The sequence below is a fragment of the Pseudomonas alcaligenes genome (assembly GCF_014490745.1).
Taxonomy (GTDB): Bacteria; Pseudomonadota; Gammaproteobacteria; order Pseudomonadales; family Pseudomonadaceae; genus Aquipseudomonas; species Aquipseudomonas alcaligenes_C.
In genome coordinates, this window is sequence record NZ_LZEU01000001.1 from 4,692,869 (window position 1) to 4,712,256 (window position 19,388).

A 19,388-nucleotide genomic window follows, 5' to 3' on the forward strand; every position below is an offset into this window, starting at 1 on the left:
CTGGGCCCGGCTCTTTCAAGGAAGAAACGATGTCCCTGCATATCCGCCCCGCCAGCGCCGACGACGCCGCGCTGATCCTGCGCTTCATCACCGACCTGGCGATCTACGAGAAAGCCGAGCACGAGGTGAAGACCGATGTCGCCGGCATCCGCGACAGCCTGTTCGGTGCCGATAGCACCACTCACGGTCTGATCTGTGAGCAGGACGGCGTGCCGATCGGCTTCGCCGTGTACTTCTTCAGCTACTCGACCTGGCTGGGCAAGCACGGCATCTACCTGGAAGACCTCTACGTCAGCCCCGAACACCGCAAGCTCGGTGCCGGCAAGGCGCTGCTGCGCCATCTGGCCCAGCTGGCCGTGGCCAAGGGCTGCGGGCGCATGGAATGGGCGGTGCTGGACTGGAACACCCCGGCCATGGAGTTCTACGAAGCCTTCGGCGCCAAACCCAAGGATGACTGGATCAGCTACCGCCTCACCGGCCAGGCCCTGCTCGACTTCGCCGCCGGCTGAGCCACCCGCCACGACCGCCCGGCGCCCGCCACTTGGGGGCCGCGCGGCGCTCGGCTATGGTGAGCGCGACTTTCCGCCGTAGTCAGGCCGCCGCCATGCGCATGCTGTTCGCCCTGCTTGCCCTGCTGTCTTCCGCCTTCGTCCTCGCCGCACCGCTGGCCATCCCCGCCACCAGCAGCTGGCACCTGCAGCTCAACGGCAGCCTGCAGACGCCCAACCGCCGGGTCTACGACATCGACCTGTACGACACGCCGAAGCAGACCATCGCCAACCTCAAGGCCCAGGGCCGCATCGTCATCTGCTACTTCAGCGCCGGTACCTGGGAAGACTGGCGTCCGGATGCCGCCAGCTACCCCAAGGCGGCGCTGGGCCAGGCCCTGCCGGAATGGCCGGGTGAACGCTGGCTGGACTACCGCCGCAGCGACGTTCGCGCGCTGCTGGCCAAGCGCCTGGACAAGGCGCGCAACAAGGGCTGCGACGGCGTCGACCCGGACAATGTGGATGGCTATGCCAATGCCAACGGCCTCAAGCTGACTCGCGCCCAGCAGCTCGACTTCAACCGCTGGCTGGCCAGCGAGGCGCATCGGCGCAACCTCAGCGTCGGCCTGAAGAACGCCGTCGAACTGCTGCCGCAGCTGGCCAGCCAGTTCGACTTCGCGGTCAACGAGAGCTGCTACCAGTACAACGAGTGCGCCGGCTACGCGTTGCTGCGCAGCCAGGGCAAGCCGGTATTCATCGCCGACTACCGCACCTACAGCGCTGCGCTGTGCAACCAGGCCAAGGCCGCAGGCTTTCGCCTGCAGTTCTTCCAGCTGGAACTCAGCGGCGTCGGCAAGCCCTGCCCCTGATCAGCCGCGGGCCTTGATGAAGGCCAGGAACTCGGCCATGCCGGCCTGCTTCTCGGCAGCCAGGGCCTGCACATGGGGGTTCTGCTCCAGCAGCTGGAACAACGCCCGGGCCGCCGGGAAGTCGGCCAGCAGGTCGAGGGCAAACAGCTTCTTGGCCACCACGCAGGCCAGATCCAGGCTGTAGAGGAAGTACAGGTCGGCCAGGCTGAACTGCTCGCCCGCCACATAGGGCGCGAACTTGCCGTGGCGCTTGAGGGTGGCGACCCCGGCCAGCAGATCGGCCTTGGCCTTGTCCTTGATCGCCGCATCGACCTGGCCGCCGAAGAACGCCTCCAGGTAGCAGCTGCGCGCCGGCAGCTCGATGTACAGCTCGATCTCCTTCACCAGCGCACGCACCTGAGCCCGGGCGAAGGGCGCGGCCGGCAGCAGCGGGCGCCCTTCGCCGCGCTCTTCCAGGTAGTCGAGGATGGCGCTGGTCTCGCTGATGTAGCCCTGCTCGGTCTGCAGCACCGGCACCTTGCCGCGCGGGCTGATGGCGAGAAATTCCTCGCTCTGGTTGCCATGCACGGTGACCACCTCGAAGGGCAGGCCCTTTTCCAGCAGGGCCAGCTTGACCATGTTGAAGTAGTTGCTGACGGCGAATCCATGGAGCTTGAGCATGAGTCTGTACCAGCGGCAGGGGAAACCACTGTTATAGCCGCAGCGGGGTCGGCCTGTCGCCTTATCAGCCGGCTGAATGTTCTGCTCCCGCCCGGCGTGGCACACTGCCGGCCTGCCATCGAGGAGCCGCGCCATGAGCGAGCATGACGACAACGAAGAAGAAAACTTCGCCGAACAGACCCTGATCCAGGCCATCGAGAACCAGCTGGAGGCGGACAGCCCGCCAGCGGCCAAGGCCACCTACAACAAGCTGACCCTGGTCGGCTACGAGCGCGAGGAAATCCTCCAGCTGATGGCCCTGGTGCTGGCCCACGAGATCGACGCCATGCTGCGCGCCGACCGCCCCTTCGACACGGCCTGGTACGAGCAGGCCCTGCGCGCACTGCCGGAGCTGCCCGAGGAAGACTGAGGTTTATTGACCGGGGTCTATTCCGTGCACGGCCATCACGCTGTTAAGTTGGCGTGACCAGCCGGTCGCAGGAGGCCCCTTGGACAAACCAGCATGCCGTCGGGCGCCGTTGTGGCTGCTGCTCGCCCTGCTTGGCCTGGGCCTGGCGCAGGCGGTTCGCGCCGACGAGATCTTCCGCATCGGCGCCGAAGACGACTGGTACCCCTTTACCGCCTATCGCGCCGGCCAGGTCGTCGGCCTGTCGGCCGATATCGTGCGCGCTGCCTTCGCCGCCAGCGACACCCGTATCGAGCTGCAACCCTACCCCTACTCGCGCTGCATGGAGCTGACCCGCACCGGCCAGCTGGCCGCCTGCTTCAACACCGCGCCGGATGCGCGCATCGCCGCCGAATACCGCCTGCCCAGCCAGCCGCTGTTCAGCGACGACATCCTGCTGTGGGCCAACCATGAGCTGGCCGCACCCGTCACCGACCTGGCCCAGCTGGCCAAACATAGGGTGGCGGTGACCATCGGTTACGAATACGGCAGCGCCTTCGACAGCCTGCAGAACATCCAGCGCATTCCCGTGCGCCGCGACTACAACGGCTTCCTCATGCTGCAGCACGGCCGGGTCGACTTCACCGCCGCCTACCGGGGCACCGCCGAGAACCTGTTCCGCGAGCACCCGGAGCTGGCCGGGCAGTTCGCTCCGGTCGCCACCCTGCACCAGCCGCAACTGTTCCTCAGCTTCTCGCGCTACCACCCGCAGGCCGAGCTGCTGCTGGAGCGCTTCGACCAGGGCATGCGGCGGATCAAGCACGACGGCCGCTACCAGCAGATCCTCCAGCAATGGCAGCAGCCGCAGGCGGCAGACTGAAAGCGTTTCACTACACTGCTGTAACCCCATAACAAGAAAGCGGAGTCCCCATGGCCTACACCCCCGAACTGATCGCCGAGCTGGAAATCCTTGCCCTGTACAACCTGGACAACCACCTCGAAGGCCTCAAGGTGCACAACAACGCCACGCCCAAGTTCCAGGCCGCCATCGGCCGCCTGCACCACAAGGGCCTGGTCACCCAGGCCGACGGTGGCTACCTGACCAGCCTCGGCCTGGACGCCGCCGAGCATGCCCAGGCCCTGCTCACCATTCTCAGCCCCCAGCCCGCCTGAGCCCGATCCTCAAGCACGGCGGCATGCAGGCCGATAAGCGGGACAGGAGACTGCCCCGCATGGGAGGCGGCTGGTAGTCTTGGCCCATCCCTCGGCTCGAGCAGTACATGACGCGCACTCTGGAAATCCGCCCCGACATCAATGACGGCATCGACCGCAAGGTGCTGGCCCAGCTGCGCGCACGCTTTCTCAAGGTCAACGACGGCCGTCTGCAACGGGCCATGCAGGCCCTTTCGAGCCGCCAGCAGCTGGTGCTCAAGCTGCTGCCGCTGCTGTTCCATGTGAACCACCCGCTGCTGCCGGGTTATGTCTCCAGCACCACCCCGGCCGGGCTGTGCGGCTTCGAGCCGAGCGACGCGCTGCTGGCCGAGGCCACGCGCCTGACCCGCTCCTTCGCCTACAAGCCACGGCGCAGCCATGCGCCGCTGCCGATCCACGGCCTGTTCCTGATGGGCAGCCTGGGCACCGTGGCCCAGGCCGAACAGAGCGACATGGATCTGTGGGTCTGCCATGACCCGCACCTGCCCGCCGCCGATGTGGCCGAGCTGCAGAAGAAGTGCAGCCTGCTGGAAGCCTGGGCAGCCACCCTGGGCGCCGAGGTGCACTGCTTCCTGATCGACCCGGCGCGCTTCACCCTCGGCGACCGCGAAGATGCCCAGCTGACCTCCGACGACTGCGGCACCACCCAGCACTACCTGCTGCTCGACGAGTTCTACCGCACCGCCATCTGGCTCGGCGGGCGCACCCCGCTGTGGTGGCTGGTGCCGGTGTACGAGGAAGCCAACTATGCCGGCTACACCCACGCCCTGCTGAGCAAGCGCTTCGTGCGCGCCGAGGAGGTGCTCGATCTCGGCCACCTGGCACGCATTCCGCCCAGCGAGTTCATCGGCGCCGGCATGTGGCAGCTGTTCAAGGGCATCGAGTCGCCCTACAAGTCGGTGCTCAAGCTGCTGCTCACCGAGGTCTACGCCAGCGAGCACCCGCAGGTCGAGTGCCTGAGCCTGCGCTTCAAGCAGGCGATGTACGCCGGGCGCCTGGATCTCGACGAGCTGGATCCCTACATCGTGGTGTACCGCCGTCTGGAGGAGTACCTCACCGAGCGCGGCGAGCTGGAGCGCCTGGAGCTGATCCGCCGCTGCCTGTACCTCAAGGTCAACAAGAAGCTCAGCAACCCGCCGCGCCACCGCGCCAAGAGCTGGCAGCGTCTGCTGCTCGAGCGCCTCACCGGCGAATGGCGCTGGAGCCCGCGCGAGCTGGCCATGCTCGACAGCCGCAGCCAGTGGAAGGTGCGCCAGGTCAGTGCCGAACGCCGTGCCCTGGTCAACGAGCTGACCTACAGCTACCGCTTCCTCTCGCAGTTCGCCCGCAGCGAACAGACCGGCACCCAGCTCAACAGCCGCGACCTCGGCGTGCTCGGCCGGCGCCTGTACGCCGCCTTCGAGCGCAAGGCCGGCAAGATCGAATTCATCAACCCCGGCATCGCCCCGGATCTGGCCGAAGACACCCTGACCCTGGTGCACAGCCCCAGCGCCGAGGCCCAGGGCGAAACCCAGTGGGCGCTGTACAACGGCAGCCTGAATGGCCAGGAATGGCCGGACTTCGCCCCGCTCAAGCGCTCCCGCGAGCTGATCGAACTGCTCGCCTGGTGCCACCGCAACGGCGTGATCGACAGCAGCACGCGGCTGTCGCTGCACCCGGGCGCCAGCGACCTCACCGAGTTCGAGCTGTCCAACCTGCTCAGCAGCCTGCAGCAGGCGGTGCCGCTGCCGCTGCCACCGGTGGCCGAAACCGCCCTGCTGCATGCCGCCGAGCCGGGCGAGGTGCTGCTGCTGGTCAACGTCGGCCTCGACCCGCTCAAGGCCCACAGCCACCTCAACGTGCACATGACCACCGGGCGCACCGACTCGCTGGGCTACTCCGGGGTACGCGAGAACCTGGTGCTGACCCTCGACCAGGTCAGCCTGAACAGCTGGAACGAACTGCTGGTCAGCCGCTACGACGGCCCCCACGCCCTGCTCGACTGCCTGCGCGACTTCCTCAACAGCCTGCCGACCGACGGCCGCCGCCCCGAGCTGAAGGTGCGCTGCTTCTGCCGCAACCGCGCACCGGCCATCGCCCAGCGTGTCGAGGAGCTGTTCCGCGACGCCCTCAGCCACCTCGGCGGCCGCCACAACCGCTACCTGCTGCAGGTGCAGCAGCACTTCCACGTGCTCGAGCTGCAGCCCGGCCAGGTCAGCCATGCCGCCCTGCACGACCTGCCGGCGCTGATCGAACACCTGGGCGAGGAACAATCTGCCTACAGCCCGCTGCACCTCGACCGGCATGCCCTGGAGGGCGAGGATCTGGCGCTGATCCTGCCGCTGGGGCGGCCCGAGTGCATCCAGGTGTTCTACCGCCTGGACGGCAACCAGGCCGAACTCAGCGTGCTCGACGAATACAACGCGCTGTGGCGCCAGCGCGTGCCCTACCGCGACGAGCAGAGCCTGCTGACCCCGCTGCAGCGCTTCCTGCAGTCGCTGCTGTACCGCCGCAACGCCCTGCTGCCGCTGGACAGCCCGCTGCCGCCGGCCGCCCTCGAGGTGCTCTACTACGAGGTGCTGCCGGCGCCGCCGCAGCGCGCCCGCCACCTCGAACGGCGCGCCCCACCGCAGGCGCCGGTGAGCCACCCGTTCTACGACGTGCAAGCCATCGTCGAACCCGCCGAGGGCGACCGGGTGCACGTCACCCTGTACTGCAACCACCGCGAGTTCTCCGAACTGGAGTATGGCGACGAGCTGTTCAGCGCCGTGGCCCGACATATCCTCGCCCAGCGTCGCACCAACGAGCGCTACCCCTGCTACATCACCGACCTTGATCTGTCGCGCATTCTCGGCGACGGCCAGGCGCAGACCATCCATTACCTGCGCTATAAGGCCGAGCTGGAAACGGCGCTGAACGACGCGCTGCAGAAGGCCTGAACGGCCCAACGGACAAGGACACGGCATGACCACCACCTCCACCCTGCTGGCTGTCGCACTGCTGGGCGCCGGCTTCTGGGGCTGGCGCCTGCAGCTGGAGCGCCAGCGGGCGCGCTTCATCGCCACCTTCGGCTTTCCCCAGCGTCTGCGCAGCAAGCTCAGCGAACGCTACCCGCACCTCAGCGCAGAACAGGTCAGCCAGGTGCTCCACGGCCTGCGCGAATATTTCCAGCTATGCCGCCTGGCCAAGCGCCAGCTGGTGGCCATGCCCTCCCAGGCAGTGGACGTGGCCTGGCACGAATTCATCCTCTACACCCGCCAGTACCAGGGTTTCTGCCGCCGCGCCCTGGGCCGTTTCCTGCACCACACGCCGAACGACGCCATGCCCAGCCAGCGCGCAGCCAGCGAGGGCATCCGCCGCGCCTGGCGACTGTCCTGCGCCCGCGAGAACCTGGCCCGCCAGGCGCCACAACGCCTGCCGCTGCTGTTCGCCCTGGACGCCGAACTGGGCATCGCCGATGGCTTCCACTACAGCCTCAACTGCGGCGCCCTGCCCGGCAGCTATCGCCAGGGCGATGCCTACTGCGCCAGCCATATTGGCTGCAGCTCGGGTTGTGGCGGGGGCAGCAGCTGCGGAGGCGGCGGCGATGGCAGCGCTGGCGGCAGCAGTGACAGCAGCAGCGGCAGTAGCGACGGCGGCGGCTGTGGTGGGGGTTGCGGGGGCGGCGACTAGCCGGCGGCTCAACCGCGCATCGGCGCCTCGGGATTGGCCAGGGCATAGCAGTAGCAGTCGGCCAGGCTGTGGTTGGCGGCCACCCCGGCGTAGCTGGCGGTGAAGCTCACGGCCAGGCCCAGGTGCTGGTAGAGCAGGCTGTCGGCCACCGCCGGCGGCACCTCGGGCACCAGGTCGCTGTCGTTGACCAGGCGGTAGGTCGGCACGCCGAGGGCGTTGTAGGCCGCGGCGAAGTCCGGGGCCGCCAGCCGCGGGCTGGCGAAGTTGTAGTGCTGCAGCGGCTGATCCGGCCAGCGCTCGCGCAGGTCGAGCAGCGCCATGCTGCTCAGCGCGGCGCCCAGGCTATGCCCGCACAGCCACAGCGAACCGCGCGGCTGCAGGCTGTCCAGCGCCGCCAGGGCGAGGTCGCGCAGGGAGCCGTAGAGCTTGAGGAAACCGCCGTGCACCTGGCCCTGCCCATCATGCCAGGGCCAGGGCTTCTGCTCGGCCTCCAGGTTGTCCAGCCAGTCCTGGGCCGACTCGGTACCACGCAGCACCAGGAAGGTCTCGCCCTGGTCGTTGGCCGCAGCGAAGCCGAAGGGCTCTGATTCGTTGAGAAAATGCAGCTCGCTGAGGATGCTCCACACCGCGGCGGAGAAGCGCCAGCCGGGCATGCTCGGCGGCGTCCAGTGGAAATCCTGGGGCCGGTGCGGTTTGTCCTGGGCCAGCCACTGCTGGTACTGGGCATAGGCCTGGTTGACCAGCTCGGCGCACAGCCGGGCACGCTCCAGGGAGAAACCGGTGGGGAAGTACAGGGGCAGACTGGACATGCTAAGGCCTCCTTGCCAATTGCCTGTGACTCTAGCCGATCACCGAGCGGGCACCCAAGGGCTTGCTAGCCATCGGCTCAAGTATCGATTTCGCTGATTATTAGTACGCTGCGGCCGCATTATTCAATCGAATCGCCTTGAGCGAACCTGACGCCACTCCATCCCTGGCTCAGGAATCCACGCCATGGCCCGTCTCATTCAGCACCACGCCCATAACGGCGGCCTGGCCGGCGTCGGCCTGCTGGGCATCGCCGCCAGCATCGTGCTGGCCCTGAGTCTCGGCATCGCTCACCCGGCCGCCCACGGCAGCAGCAACGGCACGCTGCCGGCGGGCCTGCGCAGCCTGCTCGCCAGCCTGCACACGGGCGCCTGAACATGCACCTGCGTACGCCCCAGGCCCTGCTGCTGGCCGCCCTGCTGGCGCTGCTCAATGCCCCGGCGCTGCTCGGCCAGGGCACGGTGGTCGGCGGCGGCGTGGCGCGCACCATCGAATGCAACCACAGCCTGGCCCGTGGTCTGGAACTGGAAGAACGGCTGCGCCAGCTGCCTGGCGAGCCGCCCGGTAAACGCCCGCGCCGCCACGGAACGCCCTGGCTGGCCTGAACGCCAGCTTCAGCGGCGGTAGGCGCCAGCAGCCTCCGGCTGATATTCCACCGCCAGCAGAGTCAGGCGCAGGGCCTTGCCGGCCGGGCCCGGCCAGTCGATCTGCTGGCCGACCGACAGGCCGAGCAGGGCGCAGCCCACCGGCGCGAGGATCGACACGCAGCCTTCGCCGCCGGCGTCCTGCGGGTAGACCAGGGTCAGGTGGTAGTCCTTGCCGCTGCCCTCCTCGCGGCAGTGCACCCGCGAGTTCATCGTCACCACCCCGGCCGGCACCTCGTCGTGCCCCACCACCTGGGCGCGGGCCAGCTCTGTTTCCAGGGCTGCCGCGGCGGGGCCGAAGTCCTCCTGGCTGTCGAGCAGGCGCTCCAGGCGCTGCAGATCGAGGCGGGTGATGATGATCGAAGGGGTGCTGCTCATGGCGTCCGGCTATCTCCTGTATGGCCCGAAAAAGCAAAACCCCGCCCGGAGGCGGGGTTTTGCGAAGTGTCGTCCGACCGTACCACAGCCCGGCGAATAAACAAGACCGAATGGTCAGCTTTTTAGCCCCGGGCGGCGCCGCTGCTGCGCCGCCTGGCAGATTTCCCGGCGCCGCGCGCTGTCCGCCCGGCCCCATTCGAGGATCTCCGCCAGGGTGCGGCCGCAGCCCAGGCACTGGTCATGCTGATCCAGGCAGCACTGCCGACGGCAGGGCGACTCGACCGTGTCAGAGGTCTTCGAACTCGAGCTGCTCACCGGCCTGCTCCTGGGTCACTCGCGCCAGCAGCTCGCCCAGCGGCTCCTCGCTGGTGTCGCAGATCCACAGCCCCTGGGCCTCGTCGAAGTCGAAGTGGAAGCCGCCGGAGCGCGCCGCCACCCACAGCTGGCGGATCGGCTCCTGGCGGCTGAGGATCAGCTGGGTACCATTCTCGAACCGCACGGTGAGCACGCCGGCGGAGTTCTCCAGATCGAGATCCAGATCGCTGTCATCGAAAATGTCTTCCACGGCTTGCTGGGCGGCATCGACCAGGTCATGGAAACGGGCTTCGCTCAAACTCATTACAGGTACCTCAGGGAAGGGATGCGGGGTCGGCCAGACTCTGCCGATAGGCGCCGGGGCTCTGCCCGGTCCAGCGGCGAAACGCACGGGCCAGCGAGCCGGCCTCGCTGAAGCCGACGAGGAAGGCGATTTCCGCCAGTTCCAGCGCCGGGTCGCGCAGATAATGCAGCACCAGCTGTTCGCGCGTCTCGTCGAGCAACTGGCTGAAGGATAACCCGGCCTCGCGCAAACGCCGCTGCAAAGTGCGCGCACTGAGCTCCAGGGTCTGCGCCAGCAGCTCCAGGTCGGCGCCCTGCTCGGGCAGCTGGCGGGCCAGTTCGTGGCGCGCCCGGTCGATCACGTTGTGGCCCTGGCGCAGCTGGCCGAGCAGGCGGTCGGCATGGGCATCGAGCAGCTGGCGCAGCTGCGCGTCGGCCTGGCCCAGCGGCGTGGCCAGCAGGCGCTTGGGAAATACCAGGGCGTTGTCGGCCTGGCCGAACAGCACCGGGCAGCCGAAGATGCGCTGGTGCTCGGCAGTGTCGGCCGGCGCTGCATGCTGGAAGCGCACCTCGGTGGGCGGGATCTGCAGGCCGCTGATCCAGTGGCCGAAGGTCAGCCAGCCGGCCAGGGTCTCCTCGCTGTGCTGGCGCTGCTGCTGGCTCACCAGCGGGTGCCAGCTGTGCACCACCTGCGCCTCCTGGCCGGGGCGCGCCGGCTCCTCGTCCAGCTCGACGCGGCCCAGGTTGCCCACCAGCGCGGCGTAGCGAGCCTGGCGATGGAGGGCGTCGGCGAGGGTCGCGCAGCTCATGATCAGGTAGCCGAGCACCCCGTAGTAGCCGGGGCGGATGGCCTCGCCCAGGTGCAGGCCGAGGTTGTCGTCGCCGGTCAGGCGCACGCCTTCGGCCAGCAGCTCCAGGTAGGCGCTGACGGCGATGCGCTGGTCGCGCTGGGTCAGCACTGCCGGGCTCAGCTGCACCTTGGCCAGCAGCGTCTCGCTGGCGAAGCCCTGGCGGGCGAGATAGTCCAGCAGGCCCTGCAGGTAGGCGACCGAGACTGAACTGGCGAGAGGGGCGGGCTCTTCCATCACGACTCCGTTTTTACCGCGCATGCTAGCCGCAAACATACCGCCGCGGGCAAGCCCGACGCGCCAGAGCAACGGAGCCTGGCTCTGAGCCAGCGAGCTAGAGCCAGGCCAGGAAAGAATGGCTGAGGGGGCGGAGTTTACGTTTTGTAAATGAGCACCCCGCAGCCATTTTTGACGCAGGCTGGCCGCCGCGCAGCGGTTCAGAGCCAGGCTCCAAGGCCCGCCGGACGTGCATAGGCAAGGGGGCGGGGGGTCGGTATACTCCGGCTCATTCTCGTTTTCGCAAAGGATTTGACCATGAAGCGCCTGCTGCTGCCCTTCATCGCGCTCGCCGTGCTCTCTGCCGCCCTCGCCGGTTGTGGCCAGAAAGGCCCGCTGTACCTGCCCGACGATCAGAAAACGTCCGAAAAACGCGACAAAGACGTCTTCCTCTAAGGGGGTTCCATGCAAGCCTTTACCTACCGCGACGGGCAACTGTTCGCGGAGGGCGTGGCCCTGTCCGCCATTGCCGAGCGCTTCGGCACGCCCACCTACGTGTACTCCCGCGCCCATATCGAAGCCCAGTATCGCGCCTACGCCGATGCCCTGGCCGGTATGCCGCACCTGGTCTGCTTCGCCGTCAAGGCCAACTCCAACCTCGGCGTGCTGAACGTGCTGGCACGCCTCGGCGCCGGTTTCGACATCGTCTCCCGCGGTGAGCTGGAGCGCGTGCTGGCCGCCGGTGGCGATGCCGCCAAGATCGTCTTCTCCGGCGTCGGCAAGAGCCGTGACGACATGCGCCGCGCCCTGGAAGTCGGCGTGCACTGCTTCAACGTCGAATCGGTGGACGAGCTGGAGCGCCTGCAGCTGGTCGCCGCCGAACTGGGCAAGACCGCGGCCATCTCGCTGCGGGTCAACCCGGACGTGGATGCCGGCACCCACCCGTACATCTCCACCGGCCTGAAGGAAAACAAGTTCGGCATCGACATCGAGCAGGCCCCGGCCGTCTACGCCCGTGCCGCTGCCCTGCCAAACCTGCAGGTAGTCGGTGTCGACTGCCATATCGGTTCCCAGCTGACCAGCCTGCCGCCCTTCCTCGACGCCCTCGACCGCCTGCTGGCGCTGATCGATCAGCTCGCTGGCCAGGGCATCCAGATCAAGCATCTGGATCTCGGCGGCGGCCTCGGCGTGCAGTACCGCGACGAGCAGCCACCACTGGCCGGCGACTACATCAAGGCCGTGCGCGAGCGCATTGCCGGCCGCGACCTGGCCCTGGTGTTCGAGCCGGGCCGCTACATCGTGGCCAACGCCGGCGCGCTGCTGACCCGCGTGGAATACCTCAAGCACACCACGCACAAGGACTTCGCCATCATCGATGCGGCGATGAACGACCTGATCCGCCCGGCGCTGTACCAAGCCTGGATGGACGTCAGCCCGGTGCAGCCGCGCGACGGCGCGACGCGCAACTACGACCTGGTCGGGCCGATCTGCGAGACCGGCGACTTCCTGGCCAAGGGCCGCGAGCTGGCCCTGGCCGAGGGCGACCTGCTGGCCGTGCGTTCGGCCGGTGCCTACGGCTTCGTCATGAGTTCCAACTACAACACCCGCGGCCGCGCCGCCGAGGTGCTGGTAGACGGCGAGCAGGCCTTCGAAGTGCGCCGTCGTGAAACCCTCGCGGAACTCTATGCCGGCGAAAGCCTGCTGCCGCAGTGAGGGCGTGACCATGCTATTGCGCTTCACCAAGATGCACGGCCTCGGCAACGACTTCATGGTGCTCGACCTGATCAGCCAGCACGCGCACATCCAGGCCAAGCACGCCAAGGCCTGGGGCGACCGCCACACCGGTGTCGGCTTCGACCAATTGCTGCTGGTGGAAGCGCCGACCAACCCGGACGTCGACTTCCGCTACCGCATCTTCAACTCCGACGGCTCGGAAGTGGAGCAGTGCGGCAACGGTGCGCGCTGCTTCGCCCGTTTCGTCATCGACAAGCGCCTGACGGTGAAGAAACAGATCCGCGTCGAGACCAAGAGCGGCATCATCGAGCTCAACCTGCGCCCGGATGGCCAGGTCACCGTCGACATGGGCGCGCCGCGCCTGGTGCCGGCGCAGATCCCCTTCCAGGCCGACAGCGAAGCCCTCAGCTACCCGGTGGAGGTCGACGGCCAGACCGTCGAACTGGCCGCCGTGTCCATGGGCAATCCCCATGCGGTGCTGCGCGTCGAGGATCTCGACAACGCCCCGGTGCACAGCCTGGGGCCCAAGCTGGAACACCATCCGCGCTTCCCGCAGCGGGTCAATGTCGGCTTCCTCCAGGTGCAGGATCGCCAGCATGCGCGCCTGCGCGTGTGGGAGCGCGGCGCCGGTGAGACCCAGGCCTGCGGTACCGGCGCCTGCGCCGCCGCGGTGGCGGCGATCCGCCAGGGCTGGATGGATTCGCCCCTGCAGCTCGAACTGCCGGGCGGCAAGCTGTGCATCGAGTGGGCAGGTCCGGGCCAGCCGGTTATGATGACCGGACCCGCCGTTCGCGTGTACGAAGGACAAGTCCGTCTATGAGTGACCAGGATCAGCCCGTTCCGCTCGACTCCGCCAGCGTTGCCGCCTACCTGCGGCAGCACCCGGAATTCTTCGTCGACCACGAAGAGCTGATCCCCGAGTTGCGCATCCCGCACCAGCCTGGCGAAGCTGTCTCGCTGGTGGAGCGCCAGGTCAAGCTGCTGCGCGAGCGCAACATCGAGATGCGCCACCGCCTGGGCCAACTGATGGACGTGGCCCGCGACAACGACCGCCTGTTCGACAAGACCCGCCGCCTGGTGCTCGACCTGCTCGATGCGAGCAGCCTGGAAGAAGTGGTCGGTACCCTGGAAGACAGCCTGCGCCATGAATTCCAGGTGCCCTTCGTCAGCCTTATCCTGTTCAGCGAGACGCCGCTCGGCGTCGGCCGTGCGGTGACCAGCGCGGAAGCCCACCAGGCCATCGGCGGCCTGCTCGCCGGCGGCAAGACCACCTGCGGCGTGCTGCGCCCGCACGAGCTGCAGTTCCTCTTCGGTGAAGCAGAGCACGCCCAGGTCGGCTCGGCCGCGGTGGTCAGCCTGACCCACCAGGGCCTGCACGGCGTGCTGGCGATCGGCAGCCCCGACCCGCAACACTACAAGAGCAGCCTCGGCACCCTGTTCCTCGGCTACGTCGCCGAAGTGCTGGCCCGCGTCCTGCCACGCTTCGCCACGCCGCTGCGCTCGGTACGCTGAGCCGCCGGCCAGCCGCAGAATTTCGCGAGCCGAACTCGCGCCTACCCGCATCGCCGCGCCTGGAGCCATCCATGCAGGAGCAACTGGACGCCTTTCTCGAACACCTGCGCCGCGAGCGCCAGGTGTCGCCGCATACCCTCGACGGCTATCGTCGCGACCTGCTCAAGGTGCTCGAACTCTGTGGGCGCCAGGGCATTGCCCAGTGGCCCGAGCTCGACACCCGCACCCTGCGCAGCCTGATCGCCCGCCTGCACGCCAGCGGGCAGTCCAGCCGCTCGCTGGCACGCCTGCTCTCGGCCGTGCGCGGGCTCTACCAGTACCTCGGCCGCGAAGGCCTGTGCCGGCATGATCCGGCCGTCGGCCTCAGCCCGCCCAAGGGCGAACGCCGCCTGCCACGCGCGCTGGACGCCGACCGCGCGGCCCAGCTGCTCGACGGCGCGGTGGAAGACGACTTCATCGCCCGTCGTGACCAGGCCCTGCTCGAACTGTTCTATTCCTCCGGGCTGCGCCTGGCCGAGCTGGTCGGGATCAACCTCGACGGCCTCGACCTGGGCGCCGGCCTGGTGCGCGTGCTCGGCAAGGGCAACAAGACCCGCGAACTGCCGCTCGGCAGCAAGGCCCGCGACGCCCTCGAACAGTGGCTGCCGCTACGCGCCCTGAGCAACCCGGCCGATGGCGCCCTGTTCGTCAGCCAGCAGGGCCGCCGCCTCGGCCCGCGCGCCGTGCAGCTGCGCGTGCAACAGGCCGGCGTGCGCGAGCTGGGCCAGCGCCTGCACCCGCACATGCTGCGCCACAGCTTCGCCAGCCATATGCTGGAATCGTCGCAGGATCTGCGTGCGGTGCAGGAGCTGCTCGGCCACGCCGACATTGCCACCACCCAGGTCTACACCCACCTGGACTTCCAGCACCTGGCCAAGGTCTATGACGGCGCCCACCCACGCGCCAAGCGCAAGAGCGAGACCCCATGAGCATTCGCCTGATCACCTTCGACCTCGACGACACCCTGTGGGACGTGGCGCCGGTCATGCACGGCGCCGAGGCGGCGCTGCGCGACTGGCTGGCCGCCGAGGCGCCGCGCCTGGGCCCGGTGCCGATCGAACAGCTGTGGGCGATCCGCAGCCGCCTGCTGCACGCCGAGCCCTTGCTCAAGCACCGCCTCAGCGAGCTGCGCCGGCGCATCCTCTACCACGCCCTGAGCGAAGCCGGGTACCCGCAGGCCGAAGCCGGCGAGCTGGCCGAACTGGGCTTCCAGGTCTTCCTCGCCGCGCGTCATCAGGTGCAGCTGTTTCCCGAAGTGCACCCGACCCTGGAGCACCTGGCCGACCGCTTCATCCTCGGGGTGATCACCAACGGCAACGCCGACGTACGCCGCCTGGGCCTGGCCGACTACTTCCAGTTCGCCCTGTGCGCCGAGGAGCTGGGCATCGGCAAGCCCGACCCGCATCCGTTCCACACCGCCCTGCAGCGCGCCGGCGTCGAGGCCGCGCAGGCCGTGCATATCGGCGACCACCCCAGCGACGACATCGCCGGCGCCCGCGCCGCCGGAATGCGCGCGATCTGGTTCAACCCGCAGGGCAAGGCCTGGGACGACGAGGTCGCGCCGGATGCGCAGATCGCCAGCCTGGCCGAGCTGCCGGCGCTGCTGCACAGCTGGCAATAGGTGGATCACGGCCATGAAAAAGCCCGCCAATCGGCGGGCTTTTTCATGAACCGGGCGGCCTCAGATGGGGCGGCTACCGTACTTGCTGTCGGGCTTCTTGGGCGGATCCGCCACCACATTGGGCTCGATCTCCTGCACCGCGCCGCCGCGCGAGAGGAACTCTTCCATGGCCTTGGCCAGGGCATCGCGTTCCTTCTGCTTGGCTTCTACGCTGGGCAGTTCCTCGACATCGTCGGCCGCCTTGGCCTTCTTGCCGGCCTTGCCGGAGGGGGCTGAAGAGTCGCCATCGTCGTCCTCGGCGTCGCCGTCATCGGCAGCAGCCATTTCCTCGCCTTCGTCCTCGTCGCCCGCTTCGAGTTCGTCTTGTTCCAGTTCTTCGTCGCTCATGTTCTACCTCATGACTTGCGAAAAGCAGGTTACTTATAGCCCAGCGGCGCGCTTTGCAAAAACGCCGCTGGAAAAATCCTTGTTCCCGGTCGAGTCAGTCGGACTCGCCCTGGAGTGTTGCCACCACCCGACGCGCGCCGCCTTGGTCGCGGTGCTCGCCGAGATAGATACCTTGCCAGGTGCCCAGCGCCAGACGCCCGGCACTTACCGGCAGGCTGAGCTGGCAGCCCAGCAGGCTGGACTTGAAGTGCGCCGGCAGATCGTCCGGCCCTTCGTAATCGTGCTCGTAGCCGCCTTCGCCCTGGGGCACAAGACGGTTGAAGAAGCGCTCGAAGTCACGTCGTACCGCACCATCGGCGTTTTCGTTGATGGTCAGCGAAGCCGAGGTGTGCTGCAGCCAGAGGTGCAACAGACCCACCCGGCACTGCGCCAGTTCCGGCAGCGCCGCCAGCAGCTCATCGGTCACCAGATGGAAACCGCGACTGCGCGCACGCAGGGTGATCATCCGTTGTTGCCACATCGCCGCCACCCGCCGCACCCGTTGCGGGCGCATTTTAGAGCCTGTCTGCGCGCTTTTCACCTAGGTGATGATGAAGAAATCGCTTGCCCTGGCCATGAAAAAGGGCGCCGTAGCGCCCTCTCCGACCGTACCCCCGGTTATTTGCGGGTGAACTCCGGGTAGGCCTCCATGCCGCACTCGGCGATGTCGACCCCTTCGTATTCGTCCTCCTCGCTGACACGCAGGCCCATGGCCAGCTTGATCAGCGCCCAGACCAGCAGGCTGGCCAGCAGCACCCAGGAGAAGATGCAGGCGGCGCCCATCAGCTGCGCGCTGAAACTGGCCGCCGGATTGGTCAGCGGCACGGCCAGCAGGCCCCACAGGCCGCCGGCGCCATGCACCGAGATGGCCCCCACCGGGTCGTCGAGACGCAGGCGATCAAGCAGCAGGATGCTGAACACCACCAGCACGCCGCCGACCGCCCCGATCAGGGTCGCCTGCACCGCCGTGGGCGTGCCCGGCTCGGCGGTGATCGCCACCAGGCCGGCCAGGGCGCCGTTGAGCACCATGGTCAGGTCGGCCTTGCCGAACAGCAGGCGCGCCACCACCAGCGCCGCCAGCAGGCCACCGGCTGCGGCCAGGTTGGTGTTGACGAACACCGCCGCCACCGCGTTGGCATCGGCGATGCTGCTGATCTTCAGCTGCGAGCCGCCGTTGAAACCGAACCAGCCGAACCAGAGGATCAGGCAGCCAAGGGTCGACAGCGGCAGGTTGGCCCCCGGGAAGGCGTTGATCTGGCCGTTGGGGCCGTACTTGCCCTTGCGCGCGCCGAGCAGCATCACCCCGGCCAGGGCCGCCGTGGCGCCCGCCAGGTGCACCACCCCGGAGCCGGCGAAGTCCTTGAAGCCGGCGTGCTTGAGGAAGCCGCCGCCCCAGGCCCAGTAACCCTCGAGCGGGTAGATCACCCCGCACATGAGCACCGCGAAGGCGAGGAACGCCCACAGCTTCATGCGCTCGGCCACCGCCCCGGAGACGATCGACATGCAGGTGGCGGTGAACACCACCTGGAAGAAGAAATCGGCGCGCTTGGCAAAGACCGGCGCACCCTCGCCACCGGCGGCCACCGTCGCCACCGCGTGTTCGTCGCCAATCAGGAAGCCCAGACCGGGCAGCACGCCGCCCGGGGCGCCGCTGTACATCAGGTGGTAGCCCAGCAGCAGGTACATGACGCAGGCCAGGGCATACAGGACGATGTTCTTGGTGAGGATCTCGGCAGTGTTCTTGGCCCGTACCAGACCCGACTCGAGCATGGCGAAACCGGCCGCCATCCACATCACCAAGGCACCGCAGATCAACAGGTAGAAGGTGTCGAGCGCATACTGCAGGGGAATCAAAGCCGTACTTTCCATGGGCACTCCTTTGTACCTAAGGCCCCGCACCGCCATTGGCGCGGACAAAAAAACGCCCGGCGTACCGGGCGTTCTTCAACTCAGCTAAGGCTTACAGGTTGTAGCCGCGCTCGTTGTGCTCGGCGAGGTCGAGACCCACGGTCTCGACTTCTTCGCTCACGCGCAGGCCCATCACCAGATCCAGCACCTTGAGGATGACGAAGGTCACCACGGCGGTGTAGACCACGGTGAAGGCGACACCCTTGAACTGGGTGAAGACCTGGGCACCGATGTCTTCCACGGTACCGAAGCCGCCCAGGGCCGGAGCGGCGAACACGCCGGTCAGGATGGCACCGACGATACCGCCGATGCCGTGTACGCCGAAGGCGTCCAGGGAGTCGTCGTAGCCCAGCTTGCGCTTCAGGCTGGTGGCGCAGAAGAAGCAGATCACGCCAGCGGACAGACCGATCACCAGGGCACCCATCGGGCCGGCGGTGCCAGCAGCCGGGGTGATGGCAACCAGGCCGGCAACTACACCGGAGGCGATGCCCAGGGCGCTCGGCTTACCGTGGGTGATCCACTCGGCGAACATCCAGCCCAGGGCGGCAGCAGCGGTGGCGATCTGGGTAACCAGCAGGGCCATGCCGGCGGTGCCGTTGGCGGCCACTGCGGAGCCGGCGTTGAAGCCGAACCAGCCGACCCACAGCATGGCGGCGCCGACCAGGGTCAGACCCAGGTTGTGCGGAGCCATCGGGGTGGTCGGGTAGCCTTTGCGCTTGCCCAGTACCAGGCAGGCCACCAGGCCGGCGATACCGGCGTTGATGTGCACCACGGTGCCGCCGGCGAAGTCCAGCACGCCCCAGTCCCACAGCAGGCCGCCGTTACCGGACCAGACCATGTGGGCGATCGGTGCATAGACCAGGGTGAACCACACGCCCATGAAGATCAGCATGGCGGAGAACTTCATGCGCTCGGCGAAGGCACCGACGATCAGCGCCGGGGTGATGATGGCGAAGGTCATCTGGAAGGTGATGAACACGCTTTCCGGAATCGCATAGGTCAGGCTGGAAGTGGTCAGGCCGCTAAGGAAGGCCTTGGACAAACCGCCGACGAAGGAGTTGAAGTTGACGACGCCCTGCTCCATGCCGGTAACGTCGAAAGCCACGCTGTAGCCGTAGATGACCCACAGCACGCTGATCAGACCGGTGATGGCGAAGCACTGCATCATCACCGACAGAATGTTCTTGGATCGCACCATGCCGCCGTAGAACAGCGCCAGGCCGGGGATGGTCATGAACAGCACGAGGGCGGTGGCGACAATCATCCACGCGGTGTCACCGCTGTTCAGTACAACCTCGTCCGCCATGGCGATGCCGGGGGTAACGAGGGACAAAAGGGCTCCAAGCCCTGCGAATTTACGCAGAGTCATAGTTGTTCTCTCCTGGGGCGTGTG

General features: G+C 67.7%; 25 protein-coding genes. 15 read left to right on the plus strand and 10 right to left on the minus strand.

What is annotated here, in order from left to right; translation table 11 throughout:
* Positions 1-29: 29 nt before the first annotated feature.
* Complete coding sequence (locus A9179_RS21510) at positions 30-509, plus strand: GNAT family N-acetyltransferase (RefSeq protein WP_187808231.1); 480 nt, start codon at positions 30-32, stop codon at positions 507-509.
* A 56-nt stretch (positions 510-565) separates the two neighbouring features.
* A complete protein-coding gene (locus tag A9179_RS21515; RefSeq protein WP_262410634.1) occupies positions 566-1,357 on the plus strand; it encodes an endo alpha-1,4 polygalactosaminidase in 792 nt (263 codons plus the stop codon).
* Here A9179_RS21515 and A9179_RS21520 read toward each other — a convergent pair whose 3' ends face one another.
* A complete protein-coding gene (locus A9179_RS21520; protein WP_187808232.1) occupies positions 1,358-2,017 on the minus strand; it encodes a glutathione S-transferase family protein in 660 nt (219 codons plus the stop codon).
* A 133-nt stretch (positions 2,018-2,150) separates the two neighbouring features.
* On the opposite strand from A9179_RS21520, the gene A9179_RS21525 reads away from it, so the two are divergent.
* The 5 genes from A9179_RS21525 (at position 2,151) to A9179_RS21545 (ending at position 7,265) form a co-directional block, all read left to right on the plus strand.
* The gene (locus A9179_RS21525; RefSeq protein ID WP_187808233.1) at positions 2,151-2,426 is read left to right on the plus strand and encodes a hypothetical protein; all 276 of its coding nucleotides are present in this window, start codon (positions 2,151-2,153) and stop codon (positions 2,424-2,426) included.
* A gap of 79 nt (positions 2,427-2,505) precedes the next feature.
* The gene (locus A9179_RS21530) at positions 2,506-3,282 is read left to right on the plus strand and encodes a substrate-binding periplasmic protein (protein ID WP_223123251.1); all 777 of its coding nucleotides are present in this window, start codon (positions 2,506-2,508) and stop codon (positions 3,280-3,282) included.
* Positions 3,283-3,332: 50 nt separating this feature from the next.
* Positions 3,333-3,575, plus strand: a complete 243-nt coding sequence (locus tag A9179_RS21535; RefSeq protein WP_187808234.1) for a TIGR02647 family protein — start codon at positions 3,333-3,335, stop codon at positions 3,573-3,575.
* Positions 3,576-3,682: 107 nt separating this feature from the next.
* Positions 3,683-6,532 carry a class I adenylate cyclase gene (locus tag A9179_RS21540; protein WP_187808235.1) on the plus strand — a complete coding sequence of 950 codons (2,850 nt, stop codon included), beginning with the start codon at positions 3,683-3,685 and terminating at the stop codon, positions 6,530-6,532.
* Between the two features lie 25 nt (positions 6,533-6,557).
* Positions 6,558-7,265 carry a glycine-rich domain-containing protein gene (locus tag A9179_RS21545; RefSeq protein ID WP_187808236.1) on the plus strand — a complete coding sequence of 236 codons (708 nt, stop codon included), beginning with the start codon at positions 6,558-6,560 and terminating at the stop codon, positions 7,263-7,265.
* Positions 7,266-7,273: 8 nt separating this feature from the next.
* Here A9179_RS21545 and A9179_RS21550 read toward each other — a convergent pair whose 3' ends face one another.
* A complete protein-coding gene (locus A9179_RS21550; RefSeq protein ID WP_187808237.1) occupies positions 7,274-8,074 on the minus strand; it encodes a lipase family protein in 801 nt (266 codons plus the stop codon).
* A gap of 184 nt (positions 8,075-8,258) precedes the next feature.
* On the opposite strand from A9179_RS21550, the gene A9179_RS21555 reads away from it, so the two are divergent.
* Entirely contained in the window at positions 8,259-8,447 is a 189-nt protein-coding gene (locus tag A9179_RS21555; RefSeq protein ID WP_187808238.1) for a hypothetical protein, read from the plus strand.
* Positions 8,448-8,449: 2 nt separating this feature from the next.
* Positions 8,450-8,677 (plus strand): hypothetical protein, encoded by a 228-nt coding sequence (locus tag A9179_RS21560; RefSeq protein ID WP_187808239.1) that lies wholly within the window; start codon positions 8,450-8,452, stop codon positions 8,675-8,677.
* A gap of 9 nt (positions 8,678-8,686) precedes the next feature.
* Here A9179_RS21560 and rnk read toward each other — a convergent pair whose 3' ends face one another.
* From rnk to A9179_RS21580, 4 genes are all read right to left on the minus strand, one after another.
* Positions 8,687-9,094: a nucleoside diphosphate kinase regulator gene (rnk, locus tag A9179_RS21565; RefSeq protein WP_187808240.1), complete on the minus strand. Its 408-nt coding sequence runs from the start codon at positions 9,092-9,094 to the stop codon at positions 8,687-8,689.
* Between the two features lie 114 nt (positions 9,095-9,208).
* Entirely contained in the window at positions 9,209-9,409 is a 201-nt protein-coding gene (locus A9179_RS21570) for a DUF1289 domain-containing protein (RefSeq protein ID WP_187808241.1), read from the minus strand.
* Positions 9,381-9,713 (minus strand): iron donor protein CyaY, encoded by a 333-nt coding sequence (gene cyaY / locus A9179_RS21575; protein ID WP_187808242.1) that lies wholly within the window; start codon positions 9,711-9,713, stop codon positions 9,381-9,383. The genes A9179_RS21570 and cyaY overlap by 29 nt, the downstream gene beginning before the upstream one ends.
* A gap of 10 nt (positions 9,714-9,723) precedes the next feature.
* The gene (locus tag A9179_RS21580) at positions 9,724-10,776 is read right to left on the minus strand and encodes an AraC family transcriptional regulator (protein ID WP_187808243.1); all 1,053 of its coding nucleotides are present in this window, start codon (positions 10,774-10,776) and stop codon (positions 9,724-9,726) included.
* A gap of 297 nt (positions 10,777-11,073) precedes the next feature.
* Between A9179_RS21580 and lptM the strand changes: the two genes are divergently transcribed.
* From lptM to A9179_RS21610, 6 genes are all read left to right on the plus strand, one after another.
* Entirely contained in the window at positions 11,074-11,211 is a 138-nt protein-coding gene (gene lptM, locus A9179_RS21585; RefSeq protein WP_187808244.1) for an LPS translocon maturation chaperone LptM, read from the plus strand.
* 9 nt (positions 11,212-11,220) lie between these two features.
* Positions 11,221-12,468: a diaminopimelate decarboxylase gene (gene lysA / locus A9179_RS21590; RefSeq protein WP_187808245.1), complete on the plus strand. Its 1,248-nt coding sequence runs from the start codon at positions 11,221-11,223 to the stop codon at positions 12,466-12,468.
* Between the two features lie 10 nt (positions 12,469-12,478).
* Positions 12,479-13,309: a diaminopimelate epimerase gene (dapF, locus tag A9179_RS21595; protein WP_187808653.1), complete on the plus strand. Its 831-nt coding sequence runs from the start codon at positions 12,479-12,481 to the stop codon at positions 13,307-13,309.
* On the plus strand, positions 13,306-14,001 hold the full coding sequence (locus tag A9179_RS21600; RefSeq protein ID WP_187808246.1) for a DUF484 family protein: 696 nt from the start codon (positions 13,306-13,308) through the stop codon (positions 13,999-14,001). The genes dapF and A9179_RS21600 overlap by 4 nt, the downstream gene beginning before the upstream one ends.
* A gap of 71 nt (positions 14,002-14,072) precedes the next feature.
* A complete protein-coding gene (gene xerC, locus A9179_RS21605) occupies positions 14,073-14,969 on the plus strand; it encodes a tyrosine recombinase XerC (protein ID WP_187808247.1) in 897 nt (298 codons plus the stop codon).
* Positions 14,966-15,661, plus strand: coding sequence for an HAD family hydrolase (locus A9179_RS21610; protein ID WP_187808248.1), 696 nt, complete (start codon positions 14,966-14,968; stop codon positions 15,659-15,661). Before xerC ends, A9179_RS21610 begins: the two co-directional genes overlap by 4 nt.
* 60 nt (positions 15,662-15,721) lie before the next feature.
* Here the strand turns inward: A9179_RS21610 and sutA are convergent, their stop codons facing one another.
* The 4 genes from sutA to A9179_RS21630 form a co-directional block, all read right to left on the minus strand.
* A complete protein-coding gene (sutA, locus tag A9179_RS21615; RefSeq protein WP_187808249.1) occupies positions 15,722-16,048 on the minus strand; it encodes a transcriptional regulator SutA in 327 nt (108 codons plus the stop codon).
* A gap of 94 nt (positions 16,049-16,142) precedes the next feature.
* Positions 16,143-16,568, minus strand: coding sequence for a secondary thiamine-phosphate synthase enzyme YjbQ (locus A9179_RS21620; RefSeq protein WP_187808654.1), 426 nt, complete (start codon positions 16,566-16,568; stop codon positions 16,143-16,145).
* A gap of 137 nt (positions 16,569-16,705) precedes the next feature.
* Entirely contained in the window at positions 16,706-17,956 is a 1,251-nt protein-coding gene (locus tag A9179_RS21625; RefSeq protein ID WP_187808250.1) for an ammonium transporter, read from the minus strand.
* Between the two features lie 91 nt (positions 17,957-18,047).
* Positions 18,048-19,364: an ammonium transporter gene (locus tag A9179_RS21630; protein ID WP_187808251.1), complete on the minus strand. Its 1,317-nt coding sequence runs from the start codon at positions 19,362-19,364 to the stop codon at positions 18,048-18,050.
* Between the last annotated feature and the right edge of the window lie 24 nt (positions 19,365-19,388).